The 15167-nt window shown below is 47.6% G+C and carries 14 protein-coding genes; 6 read left to right on the top strand and 8 right to left on the bottom strand.

Going from position 1 to position 15167, the window contains the following annotated elements:
* Window positions 1-85: 85 nt before the first annotated feature.
* Window positions 86-1366 carry a phosphopyruvate hydratase gene (eno, locus tag DWW10_RS17420; RefSeq protein WP_118422003.1) on the bottom strand — a complete coding sequence of 427 codons (1281 nt, stop codon included), beginning with the start codon at window positions 1364-1366 and terminating at the stop codon, window positions 86-88.
* Between the two features lie 10 nt (window positions 1367-1376).
* Window positions 1377-1715 (bottom strand): DUF6686 family protein, encoded by a 339-nt coding sequence (locus DWW10_RS17415; protein WP_007209912.1) that lies wholly within the window; start codon window positions 1713-1715, stop codon window positions 1377-1379.
* Between the two features lie 223 nt (window positions 1716-1938).
* On the opposite strand from DWW10_RS17415, the gene nuoF reads away from it, so the two are divergent.
* The 3 genes from nuoF (at window position 1939) to nuoE (ending at window position 6200) form a co-directional block, all read left to right on the top strand.
* Window positions 1939-3846: an NADH-quinone oxidoreductase subunit NuoF gene (nuoF, locus tag DWW10_RS17410; RefSeq protein ID WP_029429070.1), complete on the top strand. Its 1908-nt coding sequence runs from the start codon at window positions 1939-1941 to the stop codon at window positions 3844-3846.
* A gap of 90 nt (window positions 3847-3936) precedes the next feature.
* Window positions 3937-5703, top strand: coding sequence for an NADH-dependent [FeFe] hydrogenase, group A6 (locus DWW10_RS17405; RefSeq protein WP_007209909.1), 1767 nt, complete (start codon window positions 3937-3939; stop codon window positions 5701-5703).
* 20 nt (window positions 5704-5723) lie between these two features.
* On the top strand, window positions 5724-6200 hold the full coding sequence (gene nuoE / locus DWW10_RS17400) for an NADH-quinone oxidoreductase subunit NuoE (RefSeq protein ID WP_007665079.1): 477 nt from the start codon (window positions 5724-5726) through the stop codon (window positions 6198-6200).
* 211 nt (window positions 6201-6411) lie between these two features.
* On the opposite strand, the gene hydF is transcribed toward nuoE, so the two are convergent.
* The 4 genes from hydF to DWW10_RS17380 all read right to left on the bottom strand — a co-directional run bounded on the left by hydF (window position 6412) and on the right by DWW10_RS17380 (window position 11831).
* Window positions 6412-7593 carry a [FeFe] hydrogenase H-cluster maturation GTPase HydF gene (gene hydF / locus DWW10_RS17395; RefSeq protein ID WP_118422002.1) on the bottom strand — a complete coding sequence of 394 codons (1182 nt, stop codon included), beginning with the start codon at window positions 7591-7593 and terminating at the stop codon, window positions 6412-6414.
* Between the two features lie 120 nt (window positions 7594-7713).
* Window positions 7714-9132, bottom strand: a complete 1419-nt coding sequence (hydG, locus tag DWW10_RS17390) for a [FeFe] hydrogenase H-cluster radical SAM maturase HydG (RefSeq protein ID WP_022393653.1) — start codon at window positions 9130-9132, stop codon at window positions 7714-7716.
* 33 nt (window positions 9133-9165) lie between these two features.
* Window positions 9166-10197: a [FeFe] hydrogenase H-cluster radical SAM maturase HydE gene (hydE, locus tag DWW10_RS17385; protein ID WP_022393652.1), complete on the bottom strand. Its 1032-nt coding sequence runs from the start codon at window positions 10195-10197 to the stop codon at window positions 9166-9168.
* Between the two features lie 173 nt (window positions 10198-10370).
* Window positions 10371-11831, bottom strand: coding sequence for a monomeric [FeFe] hydrogenase (locus DWW10_RS17380; RefSeq protein ID WP_022393651.1), 1461 nt, complete (start codon window positions 11829-11831; stop codon window positions 10371-10373).
* Window positions 11832-12244: 413 nt separating this feature from the next.
* Here DWW10_RS17380 and DWW10_RS17375 point away from each other — a divergent pair, with 413 nt between their 5' ends.
* Together DWW10_RS17375 and DWW10_RS17370 are read left to right on the top strand one after the other, a co-directional pair.
* The gene (locus DWW10_RS17375; RefSeq protein ID WP_118422001.1) at window positions 12245-13477 is read left to right on the top strand and encodes a site-specific integrase; all 1233 of its coding nucleotides are present in this window, start codon (window positions 12245-12247) and stop codon (window positions 13475-13477) included.
* A 21-nt stretch (window positions 13478-13498) separates the two neighbouring features.
* Window positions 13499-13873: a virulence RhuM family protein gene (locus tag DWW10_RS17370; RefSeq protein WP_118422000.1), complete on the top strand. Its 375-nt coding sequence runs from the start codon at window positions 13499-13501 to the stop codon at window positions 13871-13873.
* Window positions 13874-13924: 51 nt separating this feature from the next.
* Here the strand turns inward: DWW10_RS17370 and DWW10_RS17365 are convergent, their stop codons facing one another.
* Entirely contained in the window at window positions 13925-14224 is a 300-nt protein-coding gene (locus tag DWW10_RS17365) for a helix-turn-helix domain-containing protein (protein ID WP_118421999.1), read from the bottom strand.
* A gap of 36 nt (window positions 14225-14260) precedes the next feature.
* Entirely contained in the window at window positions 14261-14554 is a 294-nt protein-coding gene (locus DWW10_RS17360) for a helix-turn-helix domain-containing protein (protein ID WP_118421998.1), read from the bottom strand.
* 172 nt (window positions 14555-14726) lie between these two features.
* Here DWW10_RS17360 and DWW10_RS25900 point away from each other — a divergent pair, with 172 nt between their 5' ends.
* Window positions 14727-14981 carry a hypothetical protein gene (locus DWW10_RS25900; RefSeq protein WP_147350475.1) on the top strand — a complete coding sequence of 85 codons (255 nt, stop codon included), beginning with the start codon at window positions 14727-14729 and terminating at the stop codon, window positions 14979-14981.
* The last annotated feature ends 186 nt before the right edge of the window (window positions 14982-15167 follow it).

Here is a 15167-nt window from a genome sequence, read left to right as displayed (position 1 = left end):
TTTTATTATTCATATTGTATAATGCGAATGCGGGTACCTTCACAGGCACCCGCATTTGCTTTTATGACTTATTCACTACAAAGCATTATTTTATTCTTTTGTAGCCATATACTGGAAGTCCGTTTAGTTCTTCTTCGATGCGCAACAGTTGGTTGTACTTAGCCATGCGATCGGAACGGCTTAACGAACCGGTCTTGATCTGCCCGCTGTTGGTTGCTACGGCGATGTCGGCAATAGTGGCGTCTTCCGTTTCGCCGGAGCGGTGGGAAGTAACCGTGGTATAGCCGTGGCGGTGAGCCATTTCGATAGCATCCAGCGTTTCGCTGAGCGAGCCGATCTGGTTGACTTTAATGAGGATAGAATTGGCACAGCCCATAGCAATGCCTTTGGCAAGGAATTCTACGTTTGTTACAAACAAGTCGTCTCCTACCAGCTGGCAACGATCGCCGATACGTTCGGTCAACTTCTTCCAGCCGTCCCAGTCGTTTTCGCTCATTCCGTCCTCAATAGAGTCAATCGGGTATTTATTAATCAAATATTCCATGTAATCAATCTGCTCATCCGCAGTACGCTTCTTACCTTTCTCACTTTCGAAGATAGTGTAGTCGTACACTCCATTCTTATAGAATTCAGAGGATGCACAGTCCATACCGATTTTTACATCTTTACCCGGTTCGTAGCCTGCTGCTTTGATAGCTGCCATGATGGAATCCAGTGCATCTTCAGTACCGTCCAATGCAGGGGCAAAACCTCCTTCATCTCCTACGGCAGTGCTCAGGCCGCGGTCGTGCAATACTTTCTTCAAGGCGTGGAATACTTCAGTACCCATGCGCAGGCCTTCACGGAAAGAAGGTGCACCTACAGGGCGGATCATGAATTCCTGGAAAGCAATGGGAGCGTCGCTATGTGAACCACCATTGATGATATTCATCATGGGGACAGGCATAACGTAAGTATTTACTCCGCCGATATATCTGTATAAAGGTATGTCGAGGTAATTTGCAGCAGCCTTGGCTACAGCCAAAGAAACGCCCAGAATGGCATTGGCACCCAATTTTGATTTAGTAGGAGTACCGTCCAGTTCCAGCATCTTCTTGTCAATGGCACGTTGTTCCAATGCCGACCAGCCGATGAGGGCCGGAGCGATGACAGTATTTACGTTTTCTACGGCTTTCAAAGTTCCTTTACCACCGTAGCGTTTCGGATCTTTATCGCGTAATTCCAGTGCTTCGTGTTCACCGGTTGAGGCGCCTGATGGTACGGCTGCACGTCCCATAACACCACATTCCAAAACTACGTCCACTTCTACCGTGGGGTTACCGCGTGAATCGAGTATCTCGCGGGCTACAATCTTTTCAATTTTCATAATTATCTTCTTAATTTAAACAATAGTTTTCCAGGGATAATGCACTTTCAATGGCGTCGTCTGTCAGGGAGAAGTCGATCAGGCGTCTCAATTCCTTCAGTTCATCCGGATAGAGGGCGCAATAAAAGCCTTTTACCGGCATCCGGAGAAATATCTTGCGGGCGTTCTTCATGTCCTTGTTCAACTCTTGATAATATTCGCCGTCGATAGAGTTGATATATTGGCAGAAATGTTCGAATTCATCTTCCGTGAAGGTGAAGAAAAGATTGCCGAACTCTACATGGTAGGCGTGGCACTTAGTACAAAAGGAGATAAAACCGTTTGTTGTCCGCTTCAGTATTTCTTCCATAAGCTGATTTTTGTTTGCTGCAAAGGTCGCACAAATGAGGAGATGGGGCAATACCTATAAATAGTGAATATCCTTTTCGTGAATACTTATATATTGTTATTTGTGAATTATATCATATTGTAATCTATAACCGCGTATTCTCCCTCCTGCAATCTTTATTGCTTTCCTTTTGTAATATCAAGTCTTTTTGTATCTTTGTTCCCGACCCCAAATCTATTACAAAATGAAAGTACTAACTATCCATGATCTGAAAATTATCAAGAAAAGGGCAGAAGGCACGCTCTTGCTACGTGAAGAAAGCAATGAGACGGTTGCGGCGCAATGCTGTGGGTTGGCATTGGGAACCGAGCATCTGCAAATTCTGATCTGTGGCGGTACAGGTTGCAAGGCATCCGACAGCCACATTATTGCTGAACGTCTTCAGCAAGCACTCGAGAGAAATAATATTGCCGACAAGGTGGACATTATCACTACCGGTTGTTTCGGCTTTTGTGAAAAGGGACCTATCGTAAAGATTATCCCTGATAACACTTTCTATACCCAAGTGGTTCCTGATGATGCCGACGAGATAGTCAGAGAGCATATTATCGGGGGACGGAAGATAGAACGGCTGCTCTACATCGATCCGAAGACGGAGAAGACCGTCAGTGACTCCAAGCACATGGATTTCTATCGGAAGCAGATGCGCATCGCTTTACGTAACTGTGGTTTTATCGATCCCGAAAACATTGAGGAATATATTGCACTGGATGGTTATATGGCATTGGCAGATAGTCTGCTCCATAAAAAGCCGGAGGAAGTGATTGACGTGATAAAACGTTCTGGACTTCGCGGACGTGGCGGTGGTGGTTTCCCTACCGGACTGAAGTGGGAGTTTGCCAATAAGCAGAAAGCCGACATGAAATATGTGGTGTGTAATGCCGATGAAGGGGATCCCGGTGCTTTTATGGACCGCTCCATCATGGAAGGTGATCCGCACTCCATTGTTGAGGCTATGGCAGTTTGCGGTTATTCCATTGGTTCTCCGAAAGGATTGGTTTATATCCGGGCAGAATATCCGCTGGCCATACAAAGATTGAAAATTGCTATTGCCCAGGCACGTGAATACGGGTTGCTGGGAAAGAACATATTCGGTACGGATTTCAGTTTTGATATTGAGATACGTTACGGAGCGGGAGCATTCGTATGCGGTGAGGAAACTGCGCTTATCCACTCTATGGAAGGAAAGCGCGGTGAACCTACCTTGAAACCTCCTTTTCCTGCCGAAGCTGGTTATCTGGGCAAGCCGACCAATGTGAATAATGTGGAAACGCTTGCCAATATTCCTATTATCTTGACAAAGGGAGCGGAGTGGTTCTCTTCTATCGGTACGGAACGTTCGAAAGGGACTAAAGTATTTGCCCTGGCCGGTAAGATTAACAACGTCGGCTTGATAGAAGTGCCAATGGGTACGACACTGCGTGAGGTGATTTATGAAATTGGCGGTGGCATTAAGGGAGGAAAGAAATTCAAGGCGGTGCAGACGGGCGGACCTTCGGGGGGATGCCTGACAGAAAAGCACCTGGATACACCGATTGACTTTGACAACTTGCTGGCGGAAGGATCGATGATGGGATCCGGTGGTATGATTGTAATGGATGAAGATGATTGCATGGTTTCTGTATCACGTTTCTATCTTGATTTTACGGTGGAAGAATCATGTGGAAAATGTACGCCCTGCCGTATTGGTAACAAGCGTCTGCTGGAAATGTTGAACAAGATAACCGAAGGACGAGGCACGATGAAAGATCTGGATGCACTCTCTACATTGGGAAAGGTGATAAAGGATACCGCCTTGTGCGGGTTGGGACAGACTTCACCCAATCCGGTACTGTCTACGCTCAATAACTTTTATGATGAATACGTAGAGCATGTGAGGGATAAAACCTGCCGGGCGAAGCAGTGCAAAGCATTGCTGACTTATACCATTAATCCGGAACTATGTATCGGTTGCCATCTTTGCTTTAAACATTGTCCGGCGGATGCTATTCTGGGTGATGTGCGCAAACCGCATGTCATCAATCCGGACAAGTGCATTAAGTGCGGCATGTGCATGGCACGCTGTAAATTCAAAGCAATCAATGTTGTTTAAGGGAACAAGGAAACAAGTTGACGAGGGGACAAGGAAGTTGCCTCGAAGACTTGTTACCTTGTTGACTGTAACCTTGTAAACTGAAAGAAAATGGAAGAAAAACAAATAACCCTGCAAATAGACCGCCATTATATTACCGTACCCGAAGGCTCGACTATCCTGGAAGCCGCACGGAAAATCGGTATAGATATACCTACCCTTTGCCATATTGATTTGAAGGGGACTTGCGTTAAGAATAATCCGGCTTCGTGCCGTATCTGTGTCGTGGAGGTGGAAGGACGCCGTAATCTGGCTCCCGCCTGCGCCACCCGTTGTACAGAAGGAATGGTGGTGCGTACCAGTACCCTGCGTGTGATGAATGCCCGCAAGGTGGTGGCTGAATTGATACTTTCGGATCATCCGAATGATTGCCTTACCTGTCCGAAGTGCGGCAACTGTGAGTTGCAGACTTTGGCATTACGTTTTAATATCCGGCGGATGCCTTATAATGGTGGGGAACTTTCGCCTCGTAAGCGTGAAGTCACTTCGTCCATTGTGCGGAATATGGATAAGTGTATATTCTGCAGACGTTGCGAGAGTGTATGCAATGAAGTGCAGACGGTAGGCGCCTTGGGAGCCATTCGTCGTGGTTTCAATACTACGATTGCTCCGGCTTTCGATAAGATGATGAGCGATAGTGAATGTACTTATTGCGGACAATGTGTAGCTGTTTGTCCGGTAGGGGCATTGACGGAACGCGATCATACTAACCGCTTGTTGCTGGATCTGGAAAATCCGGATAAGGTAGTTATTGTACAGACAGCTCCGGCCGTTCGTGCGGCTCTGGGAGAAGAATTCGGACTGCCTGCCGGGACGTTAGTAACGGGAAAGATGGTGTACGCCCTTCGTGAATTGGGTTTTGATTATGTATTTGATACAGACTTTGCCGCCGACCTTACCATCATGGAAGAAGGTGCCGAGATATTGAATCGCCTGACACGTTATATGAATGGGGATAAATCGGTTCGCCTGCCTATCCTGACTTCCTGTTGTCCGGCATGGGTGAATTTCTTTGAACATCATTTCCCCGATATGCTTGATATTCCTTCTACGGCACGTTCGCCGCAGCAGATGTTCGGTAGCATTGCCAAAACATTCTGGGCGGAGAAGATGGGTATTCCGCGTGAAAAGCTGGTAGTGGTATCTATTATGCCTTGTCTAGCGAAGAAGTATGAGTGCGACCGCAATGAGTTTAAGACAGATGGCAGTCCGGACGTGGATTATTCTATTTCCACCCGTGAACTGGCACGACTTATCAGACGTGCTAACGTAGGTTTTACGCTACTGACGGATAAGGAATTTGATCATCCGATGGGAGCTTCAACAGGTGCCGGTGTCATCTTCGGAACGACCGGTGGTGTGATGGAAGCGGCATTGCGTTCGGTTTATGAGATTTATACCGGGCGGACATTGGAGAATGTAAACTTTGAGCAGGTGCGTGGTCTGGCCGGTGTGCGCCGTGCGACGATTGATCTGGATGGTTTTGAACTGAAGGTGGGTATTGCTCATGGTCTGGGTAATGCGCGTCAATTGTTGGAAGATATTCGCCATGGACGGAATGAGTATCATGTGATTGAGATTATGGCATGTCCGGGTGGCTGTATCGGTGGAGGTGGACAACCGTTGCATCATGGCAACTCGGAGGTGCTGTATGCACGTGCCAATGCACTGTATCGGGAAGATGCACAGAAGCCTTTGCGTAAATCGCACGAGAATCCGTACATCAAGACTCTGTATGAGGAATATCTGGGTAAACCGCTGAGTGAGACTGCGGAGCGGTTGCTGCATACGCATTATTTCAATAAGGCGATTGATTAACTTATTAAAACGGAGAAACTATGTCAGATATCAAATTAGCCTGTGACGTTGCCGAACAAGTGCGTGCTATTTGTGACAAGCATGGCAACCAGCCGGGCGAACTTATCAATATACTTCATGAAGCGCAGCATCTGCACGGCTATCTGCCGGAAGAGATGCAGCGCCTGATTGCTGCAAAGCTGAATGTTCCGGTGTCGCGTGTGTATGGTGTGGTAACATTCTATACTTTCTTTACGATGACTCCTAAAGGTAAACATCCTATTTCGGTGTGTATGGGAACGGCGTGCTACGTACGTGGTTCGGAGAAATTGCTTGAAGAATTCAAGCGCGTGCTGGGCATCGAAGTCGGAGAGACGACACCGGACGGGAAGTTTTCACTTGATTGTCTGCGTTGCGTAGGAGCGTGCGGACTGGCACCCGTAGTGATGATTGGAGAGAAGGTGTACGGGAGGCTTCAGGCTGTGGATGTGAAGAAGGTGCTGGAGGAACTGGAGTAGCTTCGGTTATAAGGAAGCAGTTGCCAATAGCCTAAGGAAGCAGTTAGCGATAGCCTAAGGAGAGAGTTCATATATCGCTCGGTATAAAAAGATATACCACCCGGTATAATTTATTATATCAGACGGTATATAAACTCTTCCCTTAGGGGAATGAGAGGTCTTCCCTTAGGGAGCCAGGAGGTCTCTCCTTAGTGGGGTGGGAGGTCTTCCCTTAGTACACGATCTTGTTCAGTATGCCGTTGAGGTGGGCAATGGCTACTCCGTAGTTTGTCATGGGTACTTGTTGCGCACGTGCCTGTTCAATGCGACTCAGTACATACTTTCTATTGAACATACAGGCGCCACAGTGGATAATCAAATTGTATGGGGATAAATCTTCTGGAAAATCATTTCCGGAGACAATATCTATCTGCAATCCTTCACCTGTTCGCTTACGCAGCAGGTGGGGGATTTTTACTCTGCCTATATCTTCTGTCAGTGGAGCATGGGTACAGGCCTCGGCTATCAATACGCGGGATTGTTCCGTTAGTCGGTCGATGGCGAATGCACTTTCTACATAATAGTGTATATCTCCCTTGTAGCCGGCAAAGAGTACGGAGAAGGAAGTGAGTCGGCTTTCAGCCGGTTTCTGTTCGTATACGGTGTGGAATACTTGCGAGTCCGTGATAATCAATTTTGGGGGATTGGCAAGTGCGTGTAGTGTATCTTTCAGCTTATCTGTGGTACAACTCATAATCAGGCATTTCTTGTCCAGAAGTTCGCGGATTGTCTGTACTTGGGGAAGGATAAGTCGTCCTTTAGGTGCCTGAAGGTCCTGGGGCATGACTAACACTACTACATCACCTTCTGCTACGAGGCTCCCGGTGATGGTTTGTTCTCCGAAATCGGCAGGTAACTTTTCCAGAATGGCGCGGTGGATGGCTTCGATACCTGTGCCGTCTTTGGCACTGACGATGATGGGAGGCTGTCCGCAACTTGCTTTTATCTGTTCTGCCAGCTCTGTCGTATTGGGGCGTGCGTCAGCTCTGTTCAGAAGCAATATGACAGGGATGCCTCGTTCCTTCAATCGTTGAAGCCATTCCTGTTCCTGTGCGTCTCCGGTTTCACAAAGCAACAGGGCGATGTCGGTTTTTCCAATTATTTTCAAGGTGCGTTCTACGCGCATTTCTCCCAGCTCGCCTTCGTCATCGAAGCCCGGAGTGTCAATAAGCAGACACGGACCGAGTGGATGAATTTCCATTGCTTTTGTCACAGGATCAGTAGTAGTGCCGGGAGTGGGGGAGACTATAACGGTATCTTGCCCTGTCAAGGCATTGACAAGACTGGATTTTCCACTGTTTCGCCGTCCGAAGAGGGCGATGTGTAGGCGGTTGGCATTAGGAGTCTGATTCATTAGTCTCAATATTAAGGGGTTAATAAATGGGGATTTGATCATTTTAGGCGCGGATTACGCGGATTTCACGGATTAAAGGCTGCGCTATAAAAAATCCGCGTTCATCCGCGTAATCCGTGCCTAAAATCTGAAATCTCTTTTCCCTTCCTCTATCTCATGCAGGTTTCGCAGAGCTATTTCCCGGATTTTTGGATTCGGGATGCGTTCCATCTCTTCATGAATGAGGCGGATACCTTTCTCCTGGGTTTCGGGTGAAGCGTAATCTTCCAGATATTCTTTCAGAGTCATCAAGGCATTGGGCTGACAGCAATTTGCTATCTGTCCCCGCTTGACAAGAGACATGAAACGGTCACCCGTCCGCCCTTCACGATAACAAGCCGTACAGAAACTGGGGATATGTCCCAGATCGAGCAGCCAGTTTACAACTTCATCCAGTGTGCGGCGGTCGCTGATATCGAATTGGGCCGAGTTCTCTTCTTTCGTTTCCGGTACGGCATATCCGCCTACGCTGGTACGTGAGCCGCCACTGATTTGTGAAATACCTAATTCCAATACCTTACGTCGTACAGCTTCCGATTCACGGGTGGAAATGATCATTCCGGTGTAAGGCACTGCAATGCGGATTACCGCAACGAGGCGGCAGAACATTTCATCAGAAATGGCATTGGGGAAATCTTTTGTTTCAATATCATCCGCCGGGCAGATACGGGGTACACTGATTGTATGCGGTCCGACACCGAATGCCGCTTCCAGATGTTCGGCATGCATCAATAATCCTACGAAATCGTATCGATAGGTATTCAACCCGAATAATACACCTATACCTACATCGTCGATACCACCTTCCATGGCACGGTCCATAGCTTCGGTGTGATAGGAATACTTGCTTTTAGGACCTGTGGGGTGCAGGGTCTCGTAATTCTCCTTGTGATAGGTTTCCTGGAAAAGAATGTAAGTACCGATACCTGCATCTCTCAGCCGACGATAGTTCTCTACCGTTGTAGCGGCAATATTCACGTTTACCCGCCGGATAGCACCATTCTTATGATGAATACCATAGATGGTCTGAATAGATTCCAGAATATAATCGATGGGGTTGCGTAGCGGGTCTTCGCCGGCTTCCAGTGCCAGACGTTTGTGTCCCATATCCTGCAAGGCAATCACTTCCCGGCGTATTTCTTCCTGTGATAATTTCTTGCGGGCGATAGTGCGGTTCTTTGCATGATAGGGGCAGTAAACGCATCCGTTCACACAATAATTGGAAAGGTATAGCGGGGCGAACATTACGATGCGATTGCCATATAGTTTTTGCTTAATTTCCCGTGCCAGATGGAAGATACGTTCCGTCAGGTCGGGCTGGTCGCATTCTAACAGTAGAGCGGCTTCACGATGGGACAAGCCTTTGCATGAGGCTGCCTTTTCGAGCAGACTCTCAATGAGGGCACGGTTGTTTTTATTGGTACGGGCATAGTCCAGCGTATTCAGTATCTCCTGGTGATCGATGAACTCTTCTGCCTGCTTTGAACTTACATTATACACGTTTTTTAGTGATTAGGGGTGAGTGATTAGTGATTAGTAGTCTCCTCTTTCTTTCGATATCCGGTATCCGATAACCGTCAGTTTTTCTTCTAATTGTTGTAAGCCTTCTGCAGCTTCGGCTCCCAAAGAGGCTTTGTTATCATAAAGTGAGTATTTGTTCCGTAGTTCCGGGGGAGAAAGGTTTGGCATTACTACGTTGGCTCCTGCCAGTATTCCGCGTTCTCGTCCATCCGGTGCAAGCGTTGCTAATGCTGTGGTAGAGGGTAATAACACCTTCGGATGCATTAACCGGAAGATGGAAAGAAGTTTCAGAGTCATCTCTATGCTTCCCGGCGGGCATGCTGCAAACGGGGTATCGTGGTGCGGAATAAAAGGACCGATTCCTATCATTTCAGGATGAAATTGCTCTATAAAAAGGAGGTCTTCCACCAGATGATCGGTGTTTTGTCCCGGACTGCCTACCATAATACCTGTTCCTGTCTGATATCCTATTTCTTTCAGCCATGCCAAACATTGCAGGCGTTGTCTGATAGACATCTTATCGGGGTGCAGATGATGGTAATGTTTTTCATTATGCGTTTCGTGGCGGAGTAAATATCGATTGGCACCCGCCCGGAAGAAATGCTCGTAAGTCTCACGGGACTTTTCGCCTAATGATAGTGTGATGGCGCAATCCGGAAACTCACGACGTATAGCAGTAACAGTTTCAAGGATAAAATCATCTTTTACAGAGGATGTTTCACCACCTTGCAAGACGAAAGTCCGGAAACCGAGGGTATACCCTTCACGACAACATTCCAGAATATCTTCCCGTGTCAACTCATAACGGAGAACAGATTGATTTCCTTTCCGTATGCCGCAATAATAGCAATTGTTACGGCAATGGTTGGTAATCTCAATCAGCCCACGAATAAATACCCGATTGCCAAACTGTTCAAGTGACACCTCCCGTGCCTGCTCCTGCAGATACTTTAAAGTATCAGCGTCTTGGCAAAGGAGTAGTGCTTTGTATTCTTCAGCACTTAGGGTCCGCTTGTTATGTAATTGATCAATCAAGTTCTTCATGCTATTTATTTTTCATCCGCGGATGACACGGATCACACGGATTTTTTCTCTCCGTGCTCGTTGTATACTATAGAAGCATGGCGCAGCCTTAAGAGCAGCGTAATCCGTGTTATCTGCGGATGAAAAATAGTCTGTACGCCGAAAGGAAGCCTTGCTCCAGCGCTACGCTGGTTTTAATACGTCTTTTCCTGTTTAGCTAATTCTTGTACAAACTGACGTTTACCTGCGGCAATCTCATTGTGCGTACAAGGTCCGGTGATACAGCCACCTTCACATGCCATCACTTCTATAAATTGCCCCGGTGCTTTGCCTGATTTGGCATACGCCCGCAATGAACCGATGGTTTTCTTATCCAGATTAGCTACTTGGATGGCATTGATTTTGTCAGCTTCTTCTTTCAGATAGGCTTTTACTGCTCCCATTACGCCACCAGCCTGGGCAAATCCATGTGCCTCGCGCACGGATGCGAACGACATGGCATAAGGTTGCGATTGCTCCAACTGAATATCCAGTCCGTCCAATACAGATGCCACTTCTTCGAAAGTCATAACAAAATCTACAGCTTCATCACGCTGGGCCTCTTTACGTTTGGCTACACACGGACCGATGAAAACTACTTTAGCATCCGGATGTTTCTCTTTGGCAATGCGTGCTGCATAATACATCGGTGAACCTGTGCCTGAAACATAAGGTTTCATGCCCGGAATATGTTTGTCAACAAGCTCAATGTAGGCAGGACAACAAGAAGTAGTCATAAACTTCTGTCCTTCTTCCAACTTCTCTATCAATTCATGTGCTTCGTTGCTGACCGTATCCATAGCTCCCTGAGCCACTTCGATGACATCAGTGAATCCTACAGCTTTGAATGCGCCATATACCTGCTCAATAGTAGTCTTGAATTGTCCCAGGATAGACGGTGCCACAATGGCCACTATTTTTTCTCCTTTGCGTATCTTGTGCAGGATATCGAATACCTGTGACACTTCGAAAATTGCTCCGAATGGACAGGCGTTGAGACACTTTCCGCAATAGATACATTTGCTTTCGTCGATGTGTTCGATACCTTTCTTATCCTTGCTGATGGCTTTCACCGGACAAGCTTCTTCGCAAGGTACGGGGATATAAACAATTGCATGATAGGGGCAGCTCTTGTGGCAAATACCACAACTGATGCATTCATCATGGTCTATCCATGCCTGTCCGCTTTCCTTTACATGGACAGCTTTCTTCGGACAGTTGGTCTGGCAGCTACGGGCGGTACATCCGCGGCAAAGGTTGGTGATTTCGTAATTGATTTGTACGCAGGCGGAACATGCTTCGTCAATCACACACATGATGTTATCTTTCGGCGTTCCGTTTTCTGCACGGTCCAGTGCATGTGCTGCATACTCTGATAATGGGGTTAATTCATCTTTTTCATCTTCCATATCCAGTCCCAGCAACGGCAGTGATTTGTATTTCCACACGGCGCGTTCTTTATGTACGCAGCAGCGTCCTGCATGTTTTGACCTTCTCGGACTCAATTCAATGGGAAGACGGTCTATTTTCTCTACAAGTTCGTTATCCCTCCACAGTTTTACCAGCTCTGTCAGCAATCTGTGGCGGACAATCATAATGTTGTTGGTAAATGCCATAATATTTATTATCGGATTAGTTAGTCGGTAATTACGGTGCAAAGATAAGGATAAAAACCGAGAGTTAGAGCGGATTGGAGCAAGAAGGTTGTAAACAAGGGGATTAGAGATGAACGGACTGCGAAGTCGCAGCCAAACCGAAGCCATCGAAAAGCCAACTGAAACCAGAGTTACGTTACTATCCCGTTACTCTGTTCCGAATGGTAAAGGCGGTTTTAGGAAGGTTTCAAAGCGCTGAAATACAAGCTCTATTCGCCTTGTTCCGACTGCAAATATAGTCGGATTTCCGAAATTCGGGCAGAGGGAGGCGAAAAAAGTTCTATTTCGGGTGCGATTGCGTTGATATGCTGCGATTTGCGTATCGAAGAACAACTCTACAAGAAATAATTTTGTAACCAAAAAATTGTAGAGTTATGAGATCGACATTCAAAGTTTTGTTTTATCTAAAACGTAATGCCCCGAAAAAGAATGGGCTTATTCCGGTCATGTGCCGTATTACCGTAAACGGCAAAATCGCTCAATTCAGTTGTAAATTGGACGTGGAGGAGAAATCGTGGAACGTAAAGTCGGGACGCGTTTCCGGTCGCAGCATCGTGGCGCAAGAGACCAACCGGATGTTGGATAAGATTCGTGTGAGTATCAACCAAGCCTATCAGCAGATCAGCGACCGCGACAACTACGTTACCGCCGAGAAAGTTCGCAATGCCTATTTAGGATTGGGTATGAACCACGAGACACTGCTCGCCGTATTCCGCCAGCATAACGAGGATTACGAGAAGCAGGTCGGCAAACTCAAAAGCCTGCGCAGCTATTGGAAATACTGCGTCGTTTACAAACACCTCGCGGAGTTCGTCGAAAAGCGGTACAAAGTCAGCGACATTGCGCTCAAAGAACTTACTCCGGCATTCATCACCGACTTCGAGTTGTTCCTGCGAGTGGAAAAGAACCATTGCAACAACACGGTCTGGTCGTATATGATGCCGTTTCGGAAGATTATCTATATGGCCGTCAATAACGGCTTGTTGCAGCGCGATCCGTTCTTCGCATACAGCATCACCAAAGAGGAGACCAAACGGGGCTTTCTGACCAAAGAAGAAATTACACTTTTAATCAATGGCACATTCAAGAAGAAAAGCTATGAACTGATTCGTGATTTGTTCATCTTCTGCAGCTTCACGGGATTGAGCTGGACGGATATGGCGAACCTCACCCGAGCGAATCTGCAAACCTCGTTCGACGGGCATTTGTGGTTGAACACCAACCGTCAGAAAACAGGTGTCGAAACGAATATCCGACTGTTGGATGTCGCCAAGCATATCATCGAGAAATACGACGGCATGGCCGAGGGAGATAAGTTGCTACCCGTTCCATGTTACGATAACTGTAAAAACGGTATCAAAGTCATAGCGAAGAACTGCGGTATCGAGAAAAACGTCACGTGGCACATGAGCCGCCATACCTATGCCACGACGGTCTGCTTGTCGAACGACGTACCTATCGAAACACTCTCGAAGATGTTGGGCCACCGAAGCATCCGCACGACGCAGATCTATGCGAAGATTACAGCCGAGAAAGTGAGCCGCGATATGGAGAAACTCGCGCAGCGTATCGAGCAGATGGAGAACTTTATTTGTCAAGCGATTTAATAAACTTAAAAACAGAATACGATGAAAAGAGAAAGAAACATTATCACGATAGACGAGTACGGCAGATTGGATATACCGACCGATACCGCCGCTATATGGATGACGGAAGCGGAAATAGTCGAACTGTTCGGCACGACAGCCGGAGTGGTAAGCAGCGCAATCAAGACGATCATCAAAAGCGACGCCCTGAACGATTACGAGGTCTGCAAATGCATCCGTCTGGACAGCGGCAACAATACGGACGTGTATAACATGGAGGTCGTCGTAGCCCTCGCGTTCCGGTTGAATACCTACCCTACGTCGGTTTTCAGAAAGTGGCTGGTAAAGACGGCCACCGCACCCCGACGCACGACACCTCCGATTGTCATTCGATATAAGGACGGGCTTCCGAATTGAACCGGACAAGCAAGGAAACGGGCAGGCTTCGACACCTGCCCGTTTTCGTTTTCAGAGGATTGCCTTGCGGTAGTTTTCCGCGAGCATCTTCTCGATGTCGGATTCCCGATAGAGGACTTTGCCGCCGAACACGATATAGGGTATCTTGCGTTCGGTACGATACTCCTGCAAGGTGCGTCGGCTGACTTTCAGGCGGGCGATCACCTCCTTGTCGGTCATGTACCGTTCTCCTCCGAGCGGCGGATGAAATCCGTCCGTGAGCTTATCGACCTCCTTTGCGCACCTCTTCAAGGCGTGCAACACCGACGTTATGCGTCCGTCCTCCGACGTGATTACGTTACTGTCATTCATCTTTTCTGTGGATTTAGTGGTTGGTAAAAATAAATATTAGCCGGAGCCATCCCTGACCTGTCCGACTATGGGCATGAGCCTCTCTATCTCTTGCGGCTTGTAATAGAATTTCCGGTTGATTTGCGTACAGCCGATAGTGCGATTATCCCGCAGGGATTGCAGCGTGCGAGGGCTTATGCGCAGCAGGCGGCACACCTCCTGCCCATCGAGCCACTTCTGCATCTGCTTGTCATTGCAACGATGACATAACGCACCGACTTTTCCCGTCAGCGTCTCCACACCGGAAAGGAGCGCTTCAAAGGTTTTCTTTTCGATAATTACTACTTCCATATACCATGTTTTGAGTTTGGGGCAAATGTAGCCAAACCTATGCTCGCTGCCTCCGTTTTCGGTTTCGTGGCAGCTCGTGGCGTCCGTTTGGCACAGTTTGGCGTCGTGCCGGTCGCATACTGAAACGACTCTTGCCGACAATAGCAGGTACGCTGGGTGGGAACGTTAATCCGTGCAGAGCCATAGAGCCGGATGGATATTTCGCCCAATAGCCCAACGTCGCAACCAACCAATATCGGAACCGACCAACGTGCGTATGCCGTTCGGATTATTCGGCTGCTTGTCGGTCTGTTCCTGCCGACCTTCGGCTGTCCAGCCCGATGGTCGTACATTGGTTTCTACGGTAAGAAAATATCGGTTGTATAGCTTCTGCCGGAAATGGCGTGGTATTGTCGGAATGGTGACGTTTGGCAGTTTTGTTTTTTGAAAAGTCGTCTCGGAAGCCTCGGCTTTGCATCCAAGCGACAGGACGAATCGCTCGGCTTTATGCTGCGGTTGAAAGCGGTTCTCCCGCAATCCGCCCGAAGGCGGATTTTTATGTTCGTCGGAACATAGCAAGGTGTGTATCGAGTAACCCGATACCTTTTGAGTTACTCCCAAAAGCCTTGCCCTG

This window comes from Bacteroides intestinalis (genome assembly GCF_003464595.1).
GTDB classification, from domain to species: Bacteria; Bacteroidota; Bacteroidia; order Bacteroidales; family Bacteroidaceae; genus Bacteroides; species Bacteroides intestinalis_A.
Note: the sequence above shows the minus strand (reverse complement) of the source record. Positions and strands in the feature narration are given on the sequence as shown.